This window comes from Saccharolobus shibatae B12 (genome assembly GCF_019175345.1).
Lineage (GTDB): Archaea > Thermoproteota > Thermoprotei_A > Sulfolobales > Sulfolobaceae > Saccharolobus > Saccharolobus shibatae.
Genome location: NZ_CP077717.1, coordinates 505,956 through 530,179 on the forward strand (window position 1 = coordinate 505,956; position 24,224 = coordinate 530,179).

General features: G+C 37.2%; 19 protein-coding genes and 3 pseudogenes. 6 read left to right on the plus strand and 16 right to left on the minus strand.

The features are described 5' to 3' along the window. Positions 1 to 566 precede the first annotated feature (566 nt). From J5U23_RS02930 to J5U23_RS02940, 3 genes are all read right to left on the minus strand, one after another. A complete protein-coding gene (locus J5U23_RS02930; RefSeq protein WP_218266909.1) occupies positions 567 to 1,037 on the minus strand; it encodes a PaREP1 family protein in 471 nt (156 codons plus the stop codon). A gap of 1,094 nt (positions 1,038 to 2,131) precedes the next feature. Further along, positions 2,132 to 2,569, minus strand: a complete 438-nt coding sequence (locus J5U23_RS02935) for a PIN domain-containing protein (RefSeq protein WP_218259381.1) — start codon at positions 2,567 to 2,569, stop codon at positions 2,132 to 2,134. Then, positions 2,554 to 2,787: an AbrB/MazE/SpoVT family DNA-binding domain-containing protein gene (locus tag J5U23_RS02940; RefSeq protein WP_218266910.1), complete on the minus strand. Its 234-nt coding sequence runs from the start codon at positions 2,785 to 2,787 to the stop codon at positions 2,554 to 2,556. The genes J5U23_RS02935 and J5U23_RS02940 overlap by 16 nt, the downstream gene beginning before the upstream one ends. A 339-nt stretch (positions 2,788 to 3,126) precedes the next feature. On the opposite strand from J5U23_RS02940, the pseudogene J5U23_RS02945 reads away from it, so the two are divergent. Then, positions 3,127 to 4,040: pseudogene (locus tag J5U23_RS02945) on the plus strand (IS630 family transposase). A gap of 18 nt (positions 4,041 to 4,058) precedes the next feature. Here J5U23_RS02945 and J5U23_RS02950 read toward each other — a convergent pair. Continuing rightward, a pseudogene (locus J5U23_RS02950) lies at positions 4,059 to 4,316 on the minus strand (IS110 family transposase); the annotation flags it as partial. A gap of 31 nt (positions 4,317 to 4,347) precedes the next feature. Between J5U23_RS02950 and J5U23_RS02955 the strand changes: the two are divergent. Further along, the gene (locus J5U23_RS02955; RefSeq protein WP_218261609.1) at positions 4,348 to 4,515 is read left to right on the plus strand and encodes a hypothetical protein; all 168 of its coding nucleotides are present in this window, start codon (positions 4,348 to 4,350) and stop codon (positions 4,513 to 4,515) included. Between the two features lie 74 nt (positions 4,516 to 4,589). Here the strand turns inward: J5U23_RS02955 and J5U23_RS02960 are convergent, their stop codons facing one another. From J5U23_RS02960 to J5U23_RS02970, 3 genes and pseudogenes are all read right to left on the minus strand, one after another. Continuing rightward, entirely contained in the window at positions 4,590 to 5,348 is a 759-nt protein-coding gene (locus J5U23_RS02960; protein WP_218266911.1) for a PD-(D/E)XK nuclease family protein, read from the minus strand. 320 nt (positions 5,349 to 5,668) lie between these two features. Beyond that, a pseudogene (locus J5U23_RS02965) lies at positions 5,669 to 6,750 on the minus strand (transposase). 383 nt (positions 6,751 to 7,133) lie between these two features. Beyond that, on the minus strand, positions 7,134 to 8,006 hold the full coding sequence (locus tag J5U23_RS02970) for a fumarylacetoacetate hydrolase family protein (protein WP_218266912.1): 873 nt from the start codon (positions 8,004 to 8,006) through the stop codon (positions 7,134 to 7,136). A gap of 101 nt (positions 8,007 to 8,107) precedes the next feature. Here J5U23_RS02970 and J5U23_RS02975 point away from each other — a divergent pair, with 101 nt between their 5' ends. Next, positions 8,108 to 10,162, plus strand: a complete 2,055-nt coding sequence (locus J5U23_RS02975; protein WP_218266913.1) for a xanthine dehydrogenase family protein molybdopterin-binding subunit — start codon at positions 8,108 to 8,110, stop codon at positions 10,160 to 10,162. A gap of 62 nt (positions 10,163 to 10,224) precedes the next feature. After that, entirely contained in the window at positions 10,225 to 10,791 is a 567-nt protein-coding gene (locus tag J5U23_RS02980) for a hypothetical protein (RefSeq protein ID WP_218259392.1), read from the plus strand. Here J5U23_RS02980 and J5U23_RS02985 read toward each other — a convergent pair. After that, a complete protein-coding gene (locus tag J5U23_RS02985; RefSeq protein ID WP_218259393.1) occupies positions 10,770 to 11,249 on the minus strand; it encodes a dCTP deaminase in 480 nt (159 codons plus the stop codon). The two genes, J5U23_RS02980 and J5U23_RS02985, sit on opposite strands and share 22 nt — an antisense overlap. Positions 11,250 to 11,329: 80 nt before the next feature. Further along, entirely contained in the window at positions 11,330 to 12,382 is a 1,053-nt protein-coding gene (locus J5U23_RS02990; RefSeq protein ID WP_218266914.1) for an ISH3 family transposase, read from the minus strand. Between the two features lie 219 nt (positions 12,383 to 12,601). Here J5U23_RS02990 and J5U23_RS02995 point away from each other — a divergent pair, with 219 nt between their 5' ends. Continuing rightward, on the plus strand, positions 12,602 to 13,879 hold the full coding sequence (locus J5U23_RS02995) for an RNA-guided endonuclease InsQ/TnpB family protein (protein ID WP_218266915.1): 1,278 nt from the start codon (positions 12,602 to 12,604) through the stop codon (positions 13,877 to 13,879). Positions 13,880 to 13,972: 93 nt separating this feature from the next. Continuing rightward, positions 13,973 to 15,025 carry an ISH3 family transposase gene (locus J5U23_RS03000; RefSeq protein WP_218266914.1) on the plus strand — a complete coding sequence of 351 codons (1,053 nt, stop codon included), beginning with the start codon at positions 13,973 to 13,975 and terminating at the stop codon, positions 15,023 to 15,025. A 54-nt stretch (positions 15,026 to 15,079) separates the two neighbouring features. On the opposite strand, the gene J5U23_RS03005 is transcribed toward J5U23_RS03000, so the two are convergent. The 7 genes from J5U23_RS03005 to J5U23_RS03035 form a co-directional block, all read right to left on the minus strand. Continuing rightward, positions 15,080 to 16,234: an MFS transporter gene (locus J5U23_RS03005; protein ID WP_218266916.1), complete on the minus strand. Its 1,155-nt coding sequence runs from the start codon at positions 16,232 to 16,234 to the stop codon at positions 15,080 to 15,082. A 31-nt stretch (positions 16,235 to 16,265) separates the two neighbouring features. Further along, entirely contained in the window at positions 16,266 to 16,823 is a 558-nt protein-coding gene (locus tag J5U23_RS03010; protein ID WP_218266917.1) for a hypothetical protein, read from the minus strand. Positions 16,824 to 16,839: 16 nt separating this feature from the next. Then, positions 16,840 to 18,504: a hypothetical protein gene (locus tag J5U23_RS03015; RefSeq protein WP_218266918.1), complete on the minus strand. Its 1,665-nt coding sequence runs from the start codon at positions 18,502 to 18,504 to the stop codon at positions 16,840 to 16,842. Between the two features lie 249 nt (positions 18,505 to 18,753). Continuing rightward, entirely contained in the window at positions 18,754 to 20,289 is a 1,536-nt protein-coding gene (locus J5U23_RS03020; protein ID WP_218267483.1) for a hydantoinase B/oxoprolinase family protein, read from the minus strand. After that, a complete protein-coding gene (locus tag J5U23_RS03025; protein ID WP_218266919.1) occupies positions 20,286 to 22,229 on the minus strand; it encodes a hydantoinase/oxoprolinase family protein in 1,944 nt (647 codons plus the stop codon). The genes J5U23_RS03020 and J5U23_RS03025 overlap by 4 nt, the downstream gene beginning before the upstream one ends. 5 nt (positions 22,230 to 22,234) lie before the next feature. Beyond that, positions 22,235 to 22,543 (minus strand): Rieske (2Fe-2S) protein, encoded by a 309-nt coding sequence (locus J5U23_RS03030; protein ID WP_218259398.1) that lies wholly within the window; start codon positions 22,541 to 22,543, stop codon positions 22,235 to 22,237. Positions 22,544 to 22,746: 203 nt separating this feature from the next. Next, positions 22,747 to 24,063, minus strand: a complete 1,317-nt coding sequence (locus J5U23_RS03035) for an MFS transporter (protein ID WP_218267484.1) — start codon at positions 24,061 to 24,063, stop codon at positions 22,747 to 22,749. Positions 24,064 to 24,224 lie beyond the last annotated feature (161 nt).

Below are 24,224 nucleotides of genomic sequence, written 5' to 3' on the forward strand. Positions count from 1 at the left end.
TGTTCTCTTGCAGTCACCTTATTCGATATCTATGAGTATGGCATACCATCAAAACTATGTCTTTAGGAAAAATGTAGTGATAAAGTTAATAGTTCCTTAAAAGAAGAATAATGTCCTAGAGTCCTTTTCATAATAGTTGCAACACATGCTCCGCCTCTGACAGACTTGGGTTTGCAACCGTAGGAGTTGCGATACATCCTATCACATAAGGTTTGCTAAAGATCTTAACATTGGTTTAATCAAATTGTAACATTGCACTTACTAAAGAAAAAGAGTATATCTATGATTGCTGTTCCCACAATTATGGGGATTAATCCTATTCAGCGTTGCGACTGCAGAGATAGAATTAATATTTAGGACAAAAATACACTGCACAACGTTAAGGATATTATGAAATCAGTATTGAATCTGGAGAAAATTAATTCTAGTATAGTTTAACATCTAAGAAAATCGAAGGATTCAGTAAAGCCTTTTTTATGAAAAAGGTTTTTATACTTGAAGCCGCGCGATGTATGCAACTACCTATATATATTATTATTAAAAGATTGATCTAACCTCCGTAAAGATCAAGACATTAATATATTCTTTGCATTTTCTAACATTTTTTTAATTTTCTCGATGTTTACAATAATCTTATCAACGCTCAATTTACCTTCATGGAATCCCCAAACATGTAAGACATAACCTGCATTCCATCCATCGGAAATCCAATCACCTACTCTCTTTGACAAGTCATTAGTGGTGCTTGCAAGCAGATACGTATACCATCTGCCTTCAACAATAGCTTGTCTATATTCTTCTGTTTTAAATTTCTCAGCCAAAGCTTTCACGATTTCTTCTGCGACCTTGTAAGCTTTTTCTGAAGCTTGAATGGGATCACCTTTCTTTAGGTAGTCGTACGCTTCTGCCATATATTTTTCGGCAATTTCTAACCTCAATCTAATTCCTTCTTGTGGGTCATCCTTAGATATTTCTCTAATCAGTAGATCTTCTACGTCAATGCCTTTCTCTCTAGCCTTTTTTATTAACTCTTCCATAAGTGAATTGAAGTGAGACGAGGTTATAAATTAAAGCTCATATAATCTTAAGATGATTCAAGCTTTCATCGCAAATTATAATTTATGATTAGCACCTAACGGAAAATTCTAGGATATGGAAAATTTTATCTTAATGAGGATTAAGAGAACTAAAGTCTCTTCTCCCATGAGGAATAGCCCCCTATATACCTTGTTGAATCCTTTAATTTTCTTAAATATTAGGCCAATAAATTTTCCTTAAATTCAAGCATTAATTGAAAGCAAATTCAACATTAGAATTGATGAAAATTTAAGCAATCTATGAAGCAATGAAAGCGTTAATGAGTGCAATTATAGGATAGTATTTTGCGTAAAATTCTAGTATGCTGGATTTTAGCATAAGTTAGTATTACCTATAAAATATAAATCTTGTCCTTTAAAATCTACGATGTATAAACTTTCTCATAGATGATTGTCGGAAAATTTTTGCATTATTTCTGGTTATTTATAATAGATAATGATATTAGGAATGAATATTTTAAATCCTAGTCCTAATCTTTAGATATACTATTAAGTCCTTAAACTTTCAACAAAGTACTAACACGAATTAAAAAGTTATACTTAAACAATTATAATTTTTTTGAAACCATTATTTATGGAAAAGAATGAGAGCTAAGGTTCCTAGATTATAATATTTTTCATAATAGTTGGGAAAAAAAGGCTAAGTTTAATCTAAGCGATATTGCGGATGATGAGCTTAAAGGAAATCAATTGGATGTATTTTGTATAAAAGTTATACTCTTTTTGCTCCTACTAGGCACTACACGCTTCGCCTATAGCAAACCTAAGTGTGAAATCGTGGGAAGAAAAAAAGGGATTATAGTTATAAATTGGTCTTGAATTTAATAAGGCATTTGAAAAACCAAATTAGGTTTTAATCTACATAGAGAACTCATTAATTAATAATTTATACCTATATGCAACCACTATCAATAGTTTTGTTCACCTTTTTATATTTATACTATTCACAAATGCGATTAGCAATAGCGTTCAGTAATAGATCTTTCGGTCTAATTCCTATATAGAATACTAGAATCACTTGACCTTTTAAAAAATTACCAAATAATTTCTACCCCTAACTTCCTCGCAACTAGAGTGAGATCTTTATCTCCAGTTATTATTCCTACGCCTAATTTCTTGGCCAAATGAATTATTGTGGAGTCAACTATACTTAACCTTCTTCCATTCATTTCCTTTGCTAAGATTTCGTCACCCTCCTTCTTAATTTTAGCACTTTCGATAAAATCGTCAGAAGTCAACTCATTAACCTTAAAATAAGTGAAAAGAAATGTTCTGGCTTCATCTATGGACTTAAGGGAGGGAATTTTACTCCTAAGCCAATGCACAATAAATTCAAAAACTACAGTAGAAGGGATTACTCCCTCATATATACCACTCCTTATACCAGACATAACCTCTTCTCCTCTCTTTGTTAACTCACCATATGCCATTGCCAATATAGTATACGTATCAACTATTACGCTCTTTTCCAAAATTCCTCTTCCTCCTCATCTAATTCCCTTTCAGCATCTTCAGCAGACCCCTTACAACATTTCCACACCTTATTCCATAAATCTATTTTCTCAATAATTATCTTACCCCCCTCTGTTCTCATCTCTACAATATCACCCTCATTAATTCTGACCTCTTCTCTTATGGCTTTAGGAATTATTATAATACCCTTCTTATTAACCTTTACCCTAACTTCCATAGTTCTAACTCATAAGTTAAACTAATAAGTTTAACCCTTTTCATACAATAGAAGTAATAAAAGGACAAAGCCTCGATAGTAGAGATGAATAGATACCTTAAGAGACATAACAGTATGGTTTAAACGGTTAGGATAATTATTTAGAGTGTAGAGAGGCGGAGCATATGATACCTAGTAATAGTTTTTGTGGTGTCTTTTCTCAAGTTAGCTAGGGGGCAAGTAGAGCGTTAGTGTTTCCGAAAAGTTTATAGATTAATATTACCAGATTGAACTATGCAAGATTTGGTTTAAGCTTATAAGGAAGAGAAGAACGCGAGAATTAAGGAGAGGATTCTTGCAGTGAAGTTACACGTAGTTGATGGTAAATCAGAGAAAGAAGTTTCGAAAATGCTTAACAAGAGTTATTCCACGATAAAATTGTGGATTGGTAAGTACAAGAAGGAAGGTCTTGATGGACTAAGGGACAAGCCCAGATCGGGAAGACCCAGAAAAGTAGAAGAAGAAAAGATAAAACAAATACTTGAAGATAAGCCCCAAAAATACGGAATACAACAAGAATATTGGACAATGAAAACACTCAAGATAGCACTACAAGAACAAGGAATAGACTACAAGAAATCCAGACTATACGAACTAGTCCACGAACTAGGATACAACCTAGTAAAACCCAGACCTACCAACATCCAAGCAGAAAAGGAAAAGTGGGAGGTCTTTAAAAAAATAAAGAAATTGGAAGGAAAGGCACTGTTCTTTCTAGACGAGTGTAGGGCAGTAATTAGCACGTCAATTAAGAAGGTTTTAGCCAAGGTTGGCAGTAAGCCCGTAATGCGCGTCAATATAGGTTTTTCCTCAATCTATGTTATTCTATAAACGCTTGGACCGGTGAAGTAATAGTTTCTCCTGCTAAAAGGCCTAACTCTGAATCTGTTAAGTATTTCTTGAGGTACTTTAGGAGGCGTGTGGGTAGTGGTAGGGTTTACATGGTCATGGATAATTACTCTCCTCACAAGACTAAGGGTACGCTTGAGGTTTGTAGCAGGAAGGGTATTCATCCCGTGTTTACTCCTCCCTACTCGCCTGAGCTTAATATGGCTGAGGCGGTCTTCAAGTCCCTCAAGAACTACATGAGCAATAAAATATTTTATACGATAGAAGACATTAAAAACTGTATTAAACAGTTCTTTGAAGAAAATAAGTATAGATTTGATCTTAATGCAATAATATACTTAGAGTTAGATAAAATTGAGGTCTAAGAACTTTCCGGAAATACTAGCGTATACCCCGGTTGGTTCTAGGACTATTAGGCAAGGCCTCATCTCGAGTATTTCTTCGTAACCCTTCAAGTTGTTCTCGTATCTTCTCACCCTCCCCCTACTTGTGATTAAATGATCTTTTGATATTTCTATTCCTAGTACCCCTACCTCTTTATCACACCTATATGCGTGAATTTTATCACAATGTTCAGTCCGACGGTAGGGGTGCGTCACGCCCGCACTCGAAGACTTTGCTTCAGTTCCCCTCTCGACCATGTTTCCCCAGCCATGGAGAGTATTACTCTCCTTGGCTAATAAAACCTATATAGGTTTCCCCACATCCATGAAATTGAATGGGTGTGGGTTTGGGGTTATCCCGCTAAAGGGACAGAGAAGAATGAACGGGGCAATGCCTCGTGACTTTGGTGAAGTCCAAGGGCTGAGGATTGATATGAAATATTATGAAATCCTATGAAGCTCAAACCCCCACAAAACATCCGATATGAAAAACCCTTCTATAGAAAATCGAGCGTACTCTACACTACTTGATCAGCTTGAGGGGTATATTATTTCTATCCCCATATCCTTAGCCATTGCCTTAACTCTTTCAGGATACCTATCATGAATAAATGGTGTTATAACATAAACTAAATTAACCTTAATATTCTTAACTTTTTCATAGAACTCCTTCTTCCTCTTTATTGTTGGTAAGTCCCCTCTTTTTAAAGAGGAAGTGATTTCAACCAATATAACACTACCGTCTTTAATTACAATATCATATTCAACATCAGAAGGCTCATCATAAACATATCCATCCCTATCATAAAGGACTTCCCTAGAAACCTTCCAACCACTATTACTCAAAAGCTCACCAACCCCTTGCCTAAAGGAATCCTCATTCATAATTCCCCATCTAGCCCCAAGACCAGTAATAATAGTTTCTAATCTCTTCAAGTCTTCTTTTGTAGCCATCGTCTTTAGATCCTCCTTAGTAGCCATTCCCTTCAAGTCTTCTTTTGTAGCCATCACATTCTTAATTTCCTCTAACTCTTGCTTAGTAGCCATTATTTTCTTGGTTTCCTCAATCTCCTTATCTAGTCTTTCAATATCTTGCTTAGTAGCCATTGTGTTCTTAATTTCATTGATGGTCCTATCTAGTCTTTCAATATCTTGCTTAGTAGCTAAGTTTTGCCACGGAGTTATCCTAGCTAAAACTTGATAAACTATTTCTGGTTTAGCAGTTAGAACGTCCACTAATATCGATGGATTATTAAGCAGTACTTTTTTAATTTCTTCTTCCAAACTCACATATTAAATTACTCTTATAATAATTTAAATCTAACTTAAGAGGCTTTTAACTGAATCCTCACCGCCTTTGCCAACAGTTTTTGATAAGTTGTAAAGTTTACGTTATTTAATATCATTTATCATTCCAAGTCTCTTTAACGCTATTAAATAGGCTGATGCAGTGTGTCTATCAAATCCTTTCTCCTTCATTATCCCCTCATGTTCTTCAGATTTAGTAGTACCTTTAGGATTAACAAGGATAATGTTGAAATTCGGGCAATTCAGGTTTCCATTGCGAATTGAAATATCCTGGTATGAATTATAATAATCCAATGAAAAAATTATTGGATATATTTCTGATAAAGTGAGAAAAGCTAAGATACTATTTAATATTATTACAATATTGAGAAAACAAGCCAATAGGTTATAGTAGATCACTATGGCTCGGGTGATCTGGAGCACCCTCCAAGGAGAATGAAACGCACCAAATCGCCTCCTCTCCAAGAGGGAGTTGAAGGACTTGATTAAGTTGTTAGACTTGAGCCACTTCCAGAGCTTCTTGCTGGCTTTGAGGTAGCTCAGAAGCGTTGGGCAGGACTCGGGTTTGATCTCTCCGTTTTCAGCTGAGGAGATGATCGCGTTCAAGGCCTCCCTTTCCTCCTTGGTCTTGCGTCGTTTGAGGTGGACCAGACAGCCCTGCCTCGCCACATGAAGCTCAGCAAGGGAGATCGCCCTATCCAAGGCCTTGATCCCATCAGCTACTATAAGAATGAAGCTCGACTTCTTCCAGACCTCAACCAAGAGCCTCCAATAAGCCATGGCGTCCTCCTCTACGCTTAAGATTATGTCCAGAACGGCCCTCTTGCCTTCCTCTGTCACGCCAATCGCCGAGAGAAGGACTCCCCTTTCCTCCCTTGAGCTTCACGTACTTCCCGTCAACTATTACATACTTGAAATCATCGCTCGGTTGGATCTCGGGCATCCAGAGCTTGGTGTTCAACTTACCTCCCAGCACGGAATAGACTAACATCAGAGCCGCGAAGACCTTACTCTCCTCCTTAAGCAGCCTTTCCTCCACCTGAGTCTTCACCCTTCCCTTATCCCCGTAAAGTACAAGTAGCTTCACCGAGATCCACTCCAACTTGTACTTAACCTCCCTCCCAACCATCACTATATGAAAGCCCTTGAGGAACTTGTATCTCGCGTAACCCTTCCTCCTTATCTCATTACCTCTTTGGTGCTTTGGGCTAGTCCTCTCAGCCTTCTCCATGGCCATTTTCTCGATCTCCTTGACCGATTTGTTTAATAATGCGTTTTCCGGAAGTATATTGGGGACGAGTGTGAGGTTCGATCCAAGCTCCTTCACGGCCTCACTTAGTGGAGTGCCGTAGAGGGCTTTCTCGTCGATAGTTATGAGTTCCATGATATTACCTCACGCTCGTCTCTTATTAGTGTTACCGAAAATGTAGAATCAATTATTCTTATCTAATCCTATAGAAACAAATTGAATTCGCAATGAAAACCTGAATCTCCTTCAAAAGAACACATTAGGAGTTAATATCGTATCTGCTCTTTAAAATGTGTTTTAAGAATAAAGAAGAACGTTAATATATATATTGGACTAATAAAATAAGGATGCAACAATAAAGATATGAATTGAAAGAAATAAATGCTCACGAAAGCTTCCGTCTAGATCTCGCGGAATGTAAGAGGTGAGAACACTTCTGCGATAAAACTTGACTTTGATTTAAAGATAATCATAGGAATTAGCCCCTAATAATGGTTTTTAAAAAAGGAGCATAGAAATCATTTCAAACTAAATTTATAAATTTTTATTGGATTTTCCAACCTACCTATCTTCTCAACTTCAGCAACCATTAAGGCATTCTCTATTGGCTTTAAGTGAAATTCAGATGCATCTTGAGCTTTAGTGTATCCAACACTTCCCGTGGAAACTACGCTTAAAGGTGGAATCGTTACTATTTTTGATAACTCCTCTAAAATTTCCTCGATAGAGAATATGAATTCGCTAGAATAACCATCTTGAATTAGTTCGTTGTTATAGTAACTCCTCATCCTCAAGGAATTAACATCACCAATTTCTTCCTCTGTAACGATGTATGGCCCCATTGGTGCGAAAGTGTCCCTAACCTTATTCCTAAAGTGCGTACCCCTATACAACGTCTTCTTTATTACACCATCAGCTGGATCTCTCCTCATTGCGTAGAAGAAATCCTCTTTTGTACCGGGCGGGTAAGTAATGTCGTTAAACACTGTATAACCCAAAATGTAATCCTTTATATTTCTCCTCGGCACATCTTTCATCTTGGTTTTTATTATTATTCCTATTTCGACCTCTGGACGTATGGCATCCTCTGGTGATAGTATTGGTTGTTTATGAGCGATAGCAACAGTGGGTAGTTTCAAGAAGAACTTTGGGCTCTTAATCATCTCCCTAGCCTCTTCCTTAGTACTAACTCCGACCACTCTTGGAGTGTTAACTAATGTGCATATTATTGCTGAAGGCTGTATAGGTATATCAAAAACTATCTCACCTAACTTATATGCACTTCCCTTTGGCTCCTCCTTTCCGAAATCCCTTATCTCGTATACGTGATCTCCCTCAACTACTCCAAGCTTTCTAACGTTTCCCACATAAAACGAAACATATTTCGCCATACTTTTCACTCACAATAAAGCTAAATATATACTTCATCAAACATGTTTCATCGCACAAGTTTTAAGAAAAACTATTAAGTCGATAACCAAAATTTATAACGATGATAAAGGAGGATCTTCCTAAAATAACGGGCAAAGGTACTTATATTGATGATATAAATCCGAAAAATTTAGTTTACCTTGGCGTAGTTAGATCACAGGTGGCAAGGGGAATAATAAAGAGCGTGTCAAGACCGGAAAGTGCCCTCTTATCCTTAACGTGGGAGGATGTAAAAACATACATGCCGGTTCCAGTTCCACCTAACATCGCTAAATCATCCAAGATTATCAGAATGCCAGTCTTAGCTGATGGTAGGGTTAACTTTGTAGGGCAACCAGTCCTAGCATTTGTAGTTAATGGTAGGTATGAGATTGAAGACGTTGTTGAAGAGGTCTCAATTGATTATGAGGAATTGGAACCAGTAGTTGACGTGGAAAAGGCTATGAACAGTAACGAAGAGATACATCCCGGTGTAAAGAAGAACATTTCAGTGGATTTATTGTTAGAAGGTGGGGAGTTATCAGCTAAGAGTAGGGCTGATGTCGTTGTAAGTAGGAAGATCAAGCAGAATAGGATTGTGTCAAATCCCATGGAACCTAAAGGAGTTATTGCACACTGGGATGGTGAATATCTGAACGTTTATGGTTCCTTTCAATCTGCCTTTAGAATAAGGAATGACCTTAGAGAAGCTTTGAATATCTCCCCAGAAAAGATAAAGGTTATCTCTGCCCCTAATGTTGGAGGTGGGTTTGGAAATAAGGTACCATCATATCCAGAATACATCTTAGCCGCAATAGCGTCTATGAAGTTAAACAGACCAGTGAAGTGGATTGAAACAAGGTATGAGCATTTAAAAAACCCAACCATTGGTAGGGGAGTATTATCAGATATTAAGTTATACGCAACAAGGCAAGGTGAAATATTAGGAATAGAAGGTTATGTTGCAGTAGATTTAGGTGCTTACAATTACACAATTAACCCCACAACACCAAGCTTTATAGCTAGTTTATTAACCGGTCCTTATAAGATGAAGTTCGCCTCCATTAGAGCTTTAGGAGTTTTCACAAACCAACCACCAACTGGACCTTATAGGGGTGCTGGTAGACCAGAGGCGGCACTAATCCATGAGACCCTTGTTGAGGATTTGGCTGAGGAATTGGGAATGGATCCAGTTGAGATTAGGAGGAAAAATCTGATCGGTGATAATGGTTATATTACACCTCTCGGCGTTAGAATTGATCCTGCCGGTTATAATGAGGTTTTGGATACTGCCGAGAAGTACTATAGGAAGGCTAAGGAGATTTACAAGGACAAAGGGATTTCAATAGTAGTGTTTACCGACATTGTGAGATTATCACCGGGGGAGGGTGCTAGGGTTAGGATAGAGAAAGGTAAGGTAAAGATAATTGTGGGAACAGGTCCTCACGGTCAAGCCTATTCTGATACGTTCTCTAAATTAGCGTCTGAAGTTTTGGGAATATCACAAGATGTAATTGAGGTCATCACAAATACAACTGAAGGCCTAAAGGAGGGAGTTGGTAGCTTTGGTTCTAGGGGCGGTACTATTGGAGGTTCTGCAGTGATTGAAGCGTGTAGACAGTTGTTGAATAAGATTAATATGCCAATTGATAAGGCATTAAAAGAGTTAAATGGAGTTGAGGTAGAGGTATTCTACAGATCAGACGATATATTTTCACCAGGGGCACATGTGGCAGTAGTTGATGTGGATAAGGAGACTGGTTTCGTTAAGATCTTAGATTATTACGCGGTCGACGATGTCGGTAGGGCTCTACTAAAGGAAGAAGTAGAGGGTCAAATAATTGGTGGAGTATTGCAAGGAGTGTCGCAAGTATTATTGGAGCATGCACCTTATGATGATAACGGTAATCCACTATTCTCTTCAATAGCTGATGCTGGAGTTCCAACTGCAGTTGAGGCCAACTATAACGTTAAAGTTGATGAGGTTGAATTTCCATCAGCCTTACCAGCTAAGAGTAGGGGAGTCGGTGAAGCTGGAACTACTGGTGGTCTACCTGCTGTCTTCATTGCTCTAGAAAAGGTTACAAAAATGAAGTTCGAGAAGACACCAATTTACCCCTGGGATATTATGGGTTAAACAAAATTCTATTGTTTTGCCCGATAATTATTTTAGGTAATTTTTGACTACATATAATATATATGCTAGCCTATGTATTCTGGCATCAAATTGGTACCTCAAATGAAGAGGAATATGAAAGGAACTTAGTTGAGTTTCATGAATACTTCAATAAAAACGCTAAAGTTGAAGGTTATTTAGGCTCATTGATAGTTAGGGTAAACCACGTCCCTTGGGCTGAAAGTGGCGTTTATGAAGATTGGTACTTCATGCAGAGTTCTAAAACATTAGATCTAATCAATAACACTATACTGGAAAAAGGAGATATAAAAGCTGTTCATGACAAGATTGCAAGGATGGCTAAAAACGGAAAAGGAGGTCTATATGGAATAATCAAAGGAGATATACTTTCCCCCTCCTATAGCCACGCCTATTGGATATCTAAGCCCAGTGGTATGAAGTATGAGGATTTCTATATAGAGATTGAACCTTTCTCACGAAATTTATGGAGGAGACAGTTAGCCATGGGTCCATTGAGTGAGTTTTGCGTATTCTCAGCGACTCCGCTTGAGATTCCACAAAAGTTCTCACCAATATATCAACAAAGACGTTTATTGTACTCTAATGTTCAGATCACCACCCCACCTTGATACTTGCCGTTATAGGGTTTTTCAGTTTTCTCGTCCAGTTTCATAAGTATTAAGTGATGCGTTGCAATTCCTTTAGCCATAGATGAGTTATAAACTGGGGTAATCGCTAATGCAACCTTACCCTTGTAACCTGCATCAATTACAGTTGGAGGTGCTAGGAAACCATTCCTAGCTAGAGTGCTCTTTAACGTTATCAGTATTGCCAAATCATCAGGAACGCTAAATTCCTCACACGATTCAAACAAATAAGTCTTAAAGGGGTCTAATTTAGCAGATTCTCTAAATTCAATCTCCCTAATTTTAGCCTTTTTACTAGGCAATTGGGCACCTTCCTCAACTACATAATACTTTTCACCGCATATTCTTAAATCATAACCGTTCTCCCTTACATTCTCTTCAACGTAATTCATTATCACTTTGCCTAACAGCTTTTTAATTGACTGGTGAGAGAGTATCATCAAGGAATTAATTCGCGTGAAAAGCTAAAAAGGGATTCTGCTTATTGTGAGCTACTCCCTCCTGAACGGTAGACCCAAAATCACCTCCTTAAAAATAAATCTATAGTATTAATAAGTGTTTTTAACAAATTAACTAGAGAATTTTCCAAATTTAGTAAATCTTCAGGGAACAAGAGGACAAGTAGTGATCTGAACTCTTCCCTTCCCACCACACTCTTAAATACGGTGTACAAGGAGTAAAAAACCATCAATACGAAGATCAACATGCGGAAGACGAACTTAGTGGAACTGGTGAAGGGAAGGAAAGCCTTGATGTTCCTGTAAGAGGTCTCTATGGGACTCCTTACCTTATTATACAACTTCAACACCTCCTTCTTCGGTAGGTTAAGATTAGTCGCCCTAGCGAAGTAAACAACCTTCTCCTTTTTCCTCTTCATTTTCTCCCTACTATAGACCAGAAGCCTGAACTTAACCTGCTCGTCCTTCTTATGCCTCTTACTATTTGTCATGTACTCCCCATCAAACTCCTCATAGACCTTCACGTCCCCAACGGGGACACCAATTATATAATTGAACTGCGAAATGAAGTTGAGCACATCAACTGTGTAGAAACCCGCATCAAGAACTATTAACCTTATCTTGAATCCCATTGCAACAACTTGCTCCACGAGGACCTTCACGATATCATCCTTAGTCATCCCGTTCACTTGTGTGACGAAAGCCAGTAGGAGTACTTTCCCATCATGTTTAGTCGTCACAGTGTAGTTCCATGAGTTTCCCTTTTCCGAGCTTCCGAGTCCTTCCACCGGTTTCCCATACCAGGTTTTGGTGGTCCAGTCTATTGAAATGTCTATTTCCTTTTCTCCCTTTAGCGTCTCCAAGGATATTTTCCTCACTTGTTCCAAGAGTTTCTCAACTACTTCTACACCTTGCTCCTCCGCGTAGTTCCTCACGGTTTGTGGTGATACGTTGTATGCGCTTGACTTGTTTTCTATGGAGTCGTTCCATAAACACGCGGAGACTAGCGTTTTTTCTACGTTCTCTGCCTTTTTCCCTTGGAAGTCTAACATGGAAAGTAATTTATATCCTATTTGTTGAATGTTATTTTGGTGGGGAAGACAAGGTGTTATCACCTTGGTTCACCTCGTGATAATACCGTCTTCCTCACCTTAAGCTTTTCTTCAATTTGTTGAACTCTTAATATAGTTATAAATTCCATTTATTTTCTATAAAATTAATAGTACCTTACCGGAATTATTTTTGTAAAATGATTTTGGGTCTACCGTTTAAGGTGGAGATGGATAGTCCCCTTTGTAGTTAAGTTTTTAAATATAAAATGTTAACTTTTTTCAATGTCCATCGTAACGTTTCGTTTTCGTGCCTTTACAGACGAGCAAACCTTGAGGGCGTTAAAAACCCAGTTGAAGTTAGCATGTGAGATATACAACACGTTACGATGGGCAGACATCTATTTCTACCAAAAAGATGGAAAAGGTCTAACACAAACGGAGTTAAGACAATTAGCCCTAGACTTGAGAAAACAAGACGAGGAGTACAAACAACTATATTCACAAGTGGTACAAGAAATAGCAAATCGTTTTTATGAAGCAAGACAGAGGTTCTTCCAAGAATTAGCACGTTTTCCTAAGGAAAAGAAAATCCACAAGTGGTATTCTCTTGTCTATCCTCAAAGTGGTTGGAAAATACTATCCGCCAGAGAAATAAGGACTGGAAGTAGAAAGAATAAAAAGAAACTGCTTGTGCTAAGCTTGTCTCACTTAGGCACCTTCAAGGTCATTGTCCATAGAGACTTTCCCTTGGACAAGGTGAAGAGGGTGGTAGTTAAGCTAACGAAGTCTGAAAGAGTATACATATCCTTTGTGGTGGAAGACTATGTGTTCCAGCAAGCTCCGAAAACAAGCAAGGTAGTGGCAATAGATGTTGGTGTAGAGAAGCTTCTAACAACTTCAGATGGTGAGTATTTACCCAACTTCAAGTTTTACGAGAAGGCACTCCGTAAGATTAAGCATTTGCATAAGGAATTGTCTAGGAAGGAGTTCCTTTCCAAGAATTGGTTTAAAGCCGAGGTTAAGTTAGCTAAGGCATATGAACATCTTGCTAATTTGAAGAGGGATATGTACATGAAGATAGGGAAGTATCTATCGATGAATTACGATGTTGTGGTAATGGAGGATATTAATGTTAAACAACTGGTTGGTAAGTCTCTCAGAAAGCTTAGGATGAGGTTACATGACGTATCGTTTGGTGAGCTAAGGGATATAATCAAATATCAGATAGGGAAGTATGGAAAGAAATTTTTGTTAGTTAATCCGTCAAACACGTCAAGGACGTGTGCTAGATGTGGATATGTGAAGGAAGATCTAACTTTAGCTGACCGTATCTTTACTTGTCCTAAGTGCGGTTGGATAGCTGACCGTGACTATAATGCTTCTCTAAATATCTTACGTAGGTCGGGGTGGGAGCTGCCCTTAGTGCCTGTGGAGCTTCACCCTCTACCAGCACTGATGTACTGGCAAGGTGGAGTTATGAAGCAGGAAGCTTCCTCCTTCACGGTAGACCCAAAATCATTTTACAAAAATAATTCCGGTAAGGTACTATTAATTTTATAGAAAATAAATGGAATTTATAACTATATTAGGAGTTCAACAAATTGAAGAAAAGCTTAAGGTGAGGAAGACGGTATTATCACGAGGTGAACCAAGGTGATAACACCTTGTCTTCCCCACCAAAATAACATTCAACAAATAGGATATAAATTACTTTCCATGTTAGACTTCCAAGGGAAAAAGGCAGAGAACGTAGAAAAAACGCTAGTCTCCGCGTGTTTATGGAACGACTCCATAGAAAACAAGTCAAGCGCATACAACGTATCACCACAAACCGTGAGGAACTACGCGGAGGAGCAAGGTGTAGAAGTAGTTGAGAAACTCTTGGAACAAGTGAGGAAAATATCCTTGGAGACGCTAAAGGGAGAAAAGGAAATAGACATTTCAATAGACTGGACCACCAAAACCTGGTATGGGAAACCGGTGGAAGGACTCGGAAGCTCGGAAAAGGGAAACTCATGGAACTACACTGTGACGACTAAACATGATGGGAAAGTACTCCTACTGGCTTTCGTCACACAAGTGAACGGGATGACTAAGGATGATATCGTGAAGGTCCTCGTGGAGCAAGTTGTTGCAATGGGATTCAAGATAAGGTTAATAGTTCTTGATGCGGGTTTCTACACAGTTGATGTGCTCAACTTCATTTCGCAGTTCAATTATATAATTGGTGTCCCCGTTGGGGACGTGAAGGTCTATGAGGAGTTTGATGGGGAGTACATGACAAATAGTAAGAGGCATAAGAAGGACGAGCAGGTTAAGTTCAGGCTTCTGGTCTATAGTAGGGAGAAAATGAAGAGGAAAAAGGAGAAGGTTGTTTACTTCGCTAGGGCGACTAATCTTAACCTACCGAAGAAGGAGGTGTTGAAGTTGTATAATAAGGTAAGGAGTCCCATAGAGACCTCTTACAGGAACATCAAGGCTTTCCTTCCCTTCACCAGTTCCACTAAGTTCGTCTTCCGCATGTTGATCTTCGTATTGATGGTTTTTTACTCCTTGTACACCGTATTTAAGAGTGTGGTGGGAAGGGAAGAGTTCAGATCACTACTTGTCCTCTTGTTCCCTGAAGATTTACTAAATTTGGAAAATTCTCTAGTTAATTTGTTAAAAACACTTATTAATACTATAGATTTATTTTTAAGGAGGTGATTTTGGGTCTACCGTAAAAGGTGAGGTTTTCCGTCCCCTTTGAACCCCTTATTTTTATAACTTTACCTCCCTAAGCTTAGGATGTAATAACCATAAGATTAAGACAAATGCCATTCCCGCAATGCCTAAAATGATGTAGTACAATACGTTAATGGTTATCAAGTATTGGGCTAAGAGTATAACGAGTATCTCAACTGAGCTTGTAACTAAAACGTCTAATCCCAACACACTTCCCAAGAACTCATCACCAACGCTCTGCTTTATCGTAGCCATTACGTAATTCTCAATAATTCCACTCCCAAACCCATCGAGTAATACTGATACTAGCAAAACGTATGGTGAAGGGTAGAGTAAAACTAGGTAAAACAAGAAACCGCTCAGAATATAGGTAGATGCTATCTTGACGGGATCCTTCATCTTAGTCATTATAAAGCTAGCGATAACTAATACACCATATAGGGCTGTTTGTGAGAGACTATATATTTCCTCAGAACCGTGATATACTAGAATTAACAAGGGTAAGAGGTAATTTATAGAGTAAGTTAGTCCGTCGGTTACTGAATATAAGAGTATTATACCCCTAACTCTCTCATCCTTTCTGAAGAAATTTATTGCTGTACTTAGTTTAACTCTCTCACTCCCACCTCCTATGTTAAACCCCTTCAACATAGCTAATCCAATGAGGCCCAATATTGCAGTTAGGAATAAGTCATAAGCATCAATTGCTTGGTATATTAAAAACCAAACAGCACCAGAAGCTACTCTGGAGGCCATCGATATTATCCTTATATAGAATATTGCCTTTGCCCTAACTTGTTCTGGAACTACAGCGTAATAGGCAACGTAACCAACGTTATTGGATAACTCAACAATTATTGTCCTAATGTAGTAAATTCCGAAAATTAAAGGTATAGAATGGTAAATGAAGGCTAAGGTTAAGGGGAAGAGTAATACTGAAGATATACCCCTAGTTATGTAAAATAGTTTAGCCCTATCGTATTTATCGGAAATGTAACCCATGAAGTAAGAGACGAAAACTCTCACTAAAGGTCTAGCTATCACTCCTAATCCAAACAACGTTATCTCTTGACGGAATAGTAAAAGGAAGAGCCAATAGGTGGTTAACTCGTTTTGTATAAAAGAGAACCCTGCGAATACGCTAAAGATAGTAAACTTGGTGAATTGTGGATAGCGAAAAGGGGATGACATAGATTTATACAGAAAAAGAAATTAATAAATATTAATGAGGGGGTGGTGGAGTAACATTAGTATTTTTTCCAGTTTCCAGTGGTTTCTCCTTTCTAAATAACAATTCTACACCTGCCGCTGTAACGCTGAATAGGATTAATCCCCATAATTGTGGGAATATTAACGATATGTAAAACGTTGATGATATTCCCCAAAGGATTTTACTTATCTTGAGTTGAAATATTGGTATTACTGTTAATACCATTACGAAGCCAGAGATCGCGTAGAGTACCAAGAACCAGAAAGTGTAATCAAACCCTATTATTGGTGTAAATATTATGAATAGTATGTAAAATAGAAGGTAAAATATTACCTCTGCACCTATTCTAGGTTTCCTAGTTATAACGTACAATGCTATGAAGAACGCTCCTAATCCTATGGAGAATATTATTTCGTTTAGTCCTACAAAGGTTGGAGTAACGAGTAGGAACGAAGGCGTTGGTAGTGGATTAAACGTTAGAGTATATGCTAAGAAATCGTATAACCCTCTTATAAAGAAGAATAAAATATATGCAAGCAAGAAGTATTTGATAGCTTTATGCTCTTCCATAATTAGCCACCCCTAATTAGTAACTTTTATTATAATACGTTGTATAATTTAATATGTAGCCAGTTACTGGAAGTGATAATTCTGTAGAATATTTAGAAAACGTTACATATAGATGGCCATTCTGACCATTTGATAAGGTTATTAATGTAAGTGTATTTTGTAGAAAATACTCAAATAATGGGGTTGATTGAAATATGATAAATGGTGCATCTTCCAAAACGGTTGATGATAATCCTACAGCAACTTGGGCAGCACCGTTAAGTCCTTCAGTTGCTAGGAACAATAAGACATCTATAGCCATATCTCCTATCAATGTTATTAACTCATCGTTATTATTGTTATTAGTAATATTTATATATAGTATAGACATATTCAAATTCCATGTATCATCGCTCGGTGGTTGTATATATCCTGTTGTTGTCTCATTATGTGAGAACTCTCCATTTTGCCAATATACTTGGCCTAAAGGACTAGTAGATAGTGCTTCAAAGCTCTTTGTTAAATTAAAGAATAGCCATACCGTACCATTGCCATCTTGAATGGGAGAAGAAATGATTGTTGTACCACTACTTGAATTCGTAAACTCAATTTGAGTATAACCATTAGAGGTTTCAACAGCATATCCTATCTTATTTGGATTGGCCCAAGTAACTTCAAGTACTGTAATATTTACACGTGGAATAGTAGCCTTTACCCAATAATGTACAACTGCAACTGTAGCATTATAATATATGTAAATTATAGGATTATCCAGTTTTTCTAAAAGATTTTGACTAAATGATTCGCTAGTACTCCAATCTACAGTTGCAGAAAACGATACTCCTATATATGGTCCGCCATAATTTGTGGTATTACTAATTGCTACCCAAGAAACATTGCCTTTATACTCAATATATAAACCAATATTATTGAATTGGTCATATTTTAGGACGTTATTACTTAACGAAATCCAAAATAGCGGAATTGAAATGTTGTTAAAGAAATATCCTTGTTCCCACCATTCCCAAGCATATTCATACGGAAAATATGTAGTATTATATAGACATACATCCGCATATCCATTTGTTGTTAAATTGATTGTGTAAATGTTTGAAGGACCACTATGAGGTATAATATTGACAGAACTTCTTCTGAATTGATTCGATAATTTCTCATATTCTTGCATTAAATGTGTGTAGTTTATTGGTATTGTTTTACCTATAACGTTCACCAATCCTACTATTTGAATATTTGCATTACTAAACACCCATTGTGGATTATACTCTATCTCCTCAGCAGATGAATATGATTGATTACCGTTAAAGTAAGTTACAATTACTAAGAGCGATGTATTCATATCCTTCCACCTCATCCAAGGCGTGATAAATGATCTAATAGTAGAAAACGGTATCTTCAGACTTTGTACAAAACCACTCTCTAGTAACAAGACCTTATTAGGCAAGTTCACAAATACTGAAATCAACGCGGGCTGTTGAGAACCGTTAAGATACGGTTTTATTACAAATGCTGGATCAATGCTTCTAAAATACTCAACAACACCGTTTTGCGTTACATACATTCCTATAAATATTGGCTGTGTTAGATAGGTTAAATTAATACCAATAGTTAAAATAACGATGGTTGTAACAATTATGCTAAGCAAAAAGTTATTCTTAAAATAAAATTTTAACCACCTATTCATCAAAAAAATGTAATGAATTACACAAATTTTAACCTTACTATTCTTACCATTTGTAAATAACGAAAAACACTTTTCACATCAATTCCAACTATAATACGTTGAAGACTGGTAAATTTTTAAGTTATATAGCTGTAACCAAATTCACTAAATATCATTGTTATTGTTAAGACAAGAAAATTACGCATACTTTCCAGAGTCGTAATAATTATACTTGATAACTTATTAAATTTACGTCATAAACTAAAAAATTTAATCACTGTAATATCCTCCACCGCCTGGAGTCTCAATTATCACCTCATCACCCTTATTCAAAATTGTTGAGAACTTACTAGGCATCTCCTCCTTTCTTCCATCAATCCTTATTATTGTAACCCTCGCGGGCTTACCATTGCCACCACCCTTCAAACCCCAAGGTGCAACCTTAAACCTTTCAGCCATTATTGATAACCTAGTCTTTTCAAGAACCTTAAATGCCCTAATTATACCATCACCTCCCTTGTATTTACCAACGCCACCACTACCCTCCCTTATCTTATAGGTAGTAAACATTATTGGATAATACCTTTCAGCTATCTCAATTGGAGTGTTCAAAGTATTAGTCATATTAACTTGCACAGCAGAAACTCCATCCTTATTTGGCCTCGCCCCAGTACCACCACCTATTGTCTCATAATAAGCCCAATACTTACTCCTATAAATACCACCCATCATTACGTTCATCATTGTACCAGAACCGGCAGCGGGAACGGCAATAATATGGGATAAAGCCTTAAAGGTGACATCAGCAATCCTCTGAGAAGTCTCAACGTTACCGCCACCAACTGCAGCTGGCTTATTGGGATTAACTATAGTACCTTTAGGTGCATTAACCTTAATCACACTATAAAACCCCTCATTAGTTGGAATATCCTTACCTAATAACGACCTTATAACGAAACTAACGGCTGAAAAGGTGACTCCATATACAGCGTTTAGGGGACCCTCAATTTGATTGTCAGTACCGTAAAAATCAGCGTAAATACCATCCTCGTCGACTTTAACCTTAAGCCTTATGGTCTTTAACTCGTCACTTATTTCCAAATAATCCTCATCCTCACCTACGCCATTACCCCACTTAGATATTTCAGAAAGTGCCAATTCTTTACTATATTTTATGGAAATATCCCATGTCTTTAACACATTTTCGTGGCCGTATTTATCGAACATCTGTTTAATCCTATTTATCCCATTTAGGTTGGCAGAAATCTGCGCATTCAAATCACCTATTGATACCTCTGGAACCTTGAAATTCTCCTTAATAATACTAATTACCTCCTCATTGATTTTCCCCTTTTTCATTACCTTTACTGGAGGAATCACAAAGCCCTCTTCGTAGATTGTAGTAGCATATGGGTTTAAACTACCGGGTAATGGACCTCCAACATCTACGTGATGCGCTTTATTTACAACGAATCCTACCAACTTAGTGTTATAATAAATTGGTGCTAGCAACATGACGTCATTTAAGTGTGTACCAGATATGTAAGGATCGTTCAAAACGACCATATCGCCCTCTTCAAGTTCGCCTATTACGTTTAGAGTGCTCTTAACACCAATGCTGAATGAGCCCAAATGAACTGGAATATGTTCAGCTTGTGCTATAATATTTCCATTAACGTCTGTTATTGCACAACTGTGATCCATCCTCTCCCTAATGTTTGGTGACATCGCAGATCTCTTTAGCATTACGCCCATTTCTTCAGTAATGAACTCAAAGGCTTTGTGAATTATTTCCCAACTGGTCATTCTCTCACCAACGTAATTGAATCCTCTACTATCCCATTCCAACCATCCTTCACAACTGTAGTTGAACTGTACTCCTCAATTATTGCAGGGCCTTTTATTTTGAAACCTTTAGGCAATTTCTCCCTAACGTAAACGTTTACGTCTACCCAATCATCATCAATCATAACCTTTCTAACCTCTTTAGGTTTATCATAATTTCCATATGTGACTTTAATCTTAGGCATTGGTCTCTTCTTTACTGCGAAAACCCTTATTGTAACAACTTCTATTTCCCTATCTCTCATGGTAAAACCATAGGTTGCCAAGTGCTTTTCCTCAAACACTTTCCTAATCTCGCGTACATCGTTTACTGGGATTGTTAATTCCCATCCTTGCCCCTCATATCTCACATCTGCAAGCCTTATATAATAGTCAACACTACTCTTTAGTCTCTCGTGTAGCCTTCTTTCTAATTCCTTGAACTCGTTTTCTAAATCTTTAGGATAGGATTTCCTAGCCTCAAATCGCCAATCTGCCAGTAATAATCCTAAAGCGCTGAAAAGTCCAGGGTGCGGTGGTATTATGACTCTTCTTATCCCTATTTCCTCAGCCAAATACACTGCATGCTGTGGACCTGCCCCACCAAATGTTATTAAGGAGAAACTAGAGGGATCTAATCCCCTTTCTACTGTTACTAACCTTATTGCTCTAGCCATTTCCAAGTTTATCAAATCCAACGCATCTTTACTAACCTCATAAGGATCACCCAATTTCGACATTCCCTTTATCGCGCTCTCCTTATCTAACTTTAAATTACCTCCTATCAACTCAGTTCCAAGCTTTCCTAAGATTAGATTAGCATCAGCTATTGTAGGCTTATTTCCACCTCTTCCATAACAAATTGGTCCAGGGTCAGCACCGGCACTTATTGGACCTACCCTTAACGCGTTTGCCTCATCCCTCCAAATTATTGTTCCTCCGCCTGCTGAAACCTCAGCCAAATCGACAAACGGAAACCTTATTGGATAACCACTTCCTTTGACAATCCTACCGTGATGCGCTTCCCCACCAACTTCATACTCGGTAGTTATTTCGAAATTACCATTAATAATAACTCCAGCTTTGGCGGTTGTACCACCCATATCAAAGCTTATTAAATTTTCATTAGGTAAGAAACTCGCTGAGGCTATAACGCCCGCTGCCGGGCCAGATTCAATTAATTGGACTGGTTTTTCTGAAGCTTCGCTTACATCTATTAGTCCTCCAGAGCTAGACATTATGTAAAAATTGCTAGTCGGTAGAGACGAGCGTAAGTTTTCTAGGTATGAGGAGACAATTGGCATTAATACTGCGTTAACAACTGTAGTTGATGTCCTCTCGTATTCCCTAGGCTCTGATGCGATCCTAGAGGATATCGAAATATACTTAAAATACTTATTTAGAATGCTTTCCGTAATCAACTCATTTTGTGGATTTAGGTATGAGTGTAAGTAGCTTACTGCAACTGATACAACTCCTTCATCTAATAGTTTCTTGGCAACGTTTTCGATTTCATCCTCCTCAACTTCCTTTATAATGTCACCATTAGCGTTAACCCTTTCATGAACCTCAAATCTTAGACTCCTAGGTACTAACTGTCTAGGTTTTTCAAAGTATAAATCATATAATCTAGGTCTGTTTTGCCTACCTATTTCTATTACATCTCGAAATCCATTAGTTGTTAATAAGGCAGTTTTTGGGATTTCTAGATTTTCTTGTCCTAATAAAGTGTTAGTTGCCAATGTTGTCGCATGGACTATTTCACTAATATTACAATTTAGACTGATTATTGCTTCTTTGATTACTTTTCCTGGATCTTTGGGATTGGTTAGTACTTTTATTGTGCTTATTTCTCCCTCACTTGATAGGATTATGAAATCTGTAAAAGTTCCACCTATATCAATTGCAATTTTGCACTGCATTTCTCTCAACTCTTTAGCCTTGGAATAAATGGTTCACCTTCAAAAAGTGCTTTTCCATCTATTATTTTAGCCTTTATTAATTTACAATTTGGAGGACATGGTGTTTTAGATTTGGGTGGTTCTATTAGTTCTGCAGTAATTAGGGAGAATACTGCATTGTGAAAAGGACAAATAATTTTGTCTCCTTCAATTTTATAACCGTTTGCAGTTATTGGTCTTTGTTTGTGGGGACAACCAGCTAGATATGCGTATTCCTTTCCGTCTTTTTCATAGATCATTATTGGAAAACCGTCAATCTCAATTACCTTAATCATAGAATAACTAAGTAACATCGGCTTTAAAAAGTAGCGTTTTAAAGAATCGTAATATTTCGGCATATGAGATTTCTTCATAAGACTATGCTTCGACCTAGCTTTCTTTAAAAGAGTAGGTTATTATACTTTATTATATCTTAAAATATAATTAACCAAGTTTATAACTTCCATGTTAATATAATAAAAAATATATTTGACTTGATTTAATATTCTTGTTTTAGTATCTCCTCTCCCTCATAAACTCTTCCTTTAGTCTCTTTAAGTAGCAATGCGAGCACTAGAACAATTATGCCGGTTGCTATTGTGAAGTAAACTGGAGAGAACACGTCATTAGTTGCACTAACTAGGTAAGTTAGGAGAAATGGTGTGAAACCTCCTATGAATCCAACTCCTACTTGATATGAAAATGATATTGCAGTATATCTCACAGTTGGAGGGAATGATTCAACAAGAAAAGCCGGCGTTATTGCGCCAGCAAAGTAGTATATTAACAACCCACCAAGAAATATAGCACCAATTGCTGCTAATTCATTACCTTGAAGTAATAGATAGTAGTATGGATATGCTAGTATTATTCCAATTACGGCGTTTATTATTATTTGTGTTCTTCTTCCTATGATATCAGACAGATATCCGAAAAATATCGAGGCAAAAATTCCTATTACTGATACGAGAAATATGGCAAAATCTATTTCTTGAAGGGAGACATGAGGCATATTAAACCGTTGAGCAATAGTGGTAGCATAGCCTATAGAATAGGCGAAATTTGTATAGTACCAAGCTCCATTAATGATTCCAACTATAAATAGATTTGCAAGTATTAATTTCCAATATTTCCTAAACGCTTCAGATATTGGATTTCTCACTATTTTTCGCTCTTCTCTCAGCTTCCTAAATACTGGAGAATCTTCTATTCTTAGTCTTATTACTAATCCTATTATCGCAATAGCCAGTCCGGTATAGAACAATATTCTCCATCCAAAATTATTAAATCCTGTTTGTCCCATTATTGTAATTATAATGAATATTATTCCAGATGCCAATAAGTTGGCAATAGATACGGTAGCCTGAAGAATCCCTGAGTATAATCCTCTCCATTTAGGATTTACATATTCTGATGTTAAAGAAAACGCTCCACCCCATTCTCCCCCTAATGCAACACCAGTAAGAAACCTTAATATGGCCAATAAGATTGGGGCCAATAGACCTATTTGGTAATATGTAGGTAAGAGTCCTACAAAAAATACACTAAATCCAGTAAGTAGTATTGTAAATACCAATGAGTACTTTCTTCCCAATTTATCACCTAGATATCCAAATAATATTCCACCTAACGGTCTACCCAAAAATCCTATAAAAAATGTTAAATAGAATGCCAATAACGACGCTATTGGATTGGCTGAAGGAAAGAATAGCTTCGAAACAACCGTAGCTACAAATGTGTAGATGAAGAAGTCATACCATTCTAATGCCATTCCAAAACTTGAGGCAATTATGGCTTTGGTTTTTTCTGAAACCATTTTTGCCACAATTATAATGTTCACGTTAAATATATATAAATTTTTTAAATTGAAGAGTTAATCCTTGTGTATGTTTGATACGTTATATGCTATTAAATATTAACAATTTTCAATTTCTTAGTGCGTTTAGCAGCTTTCTTTTATATTTACTATATTCAAGA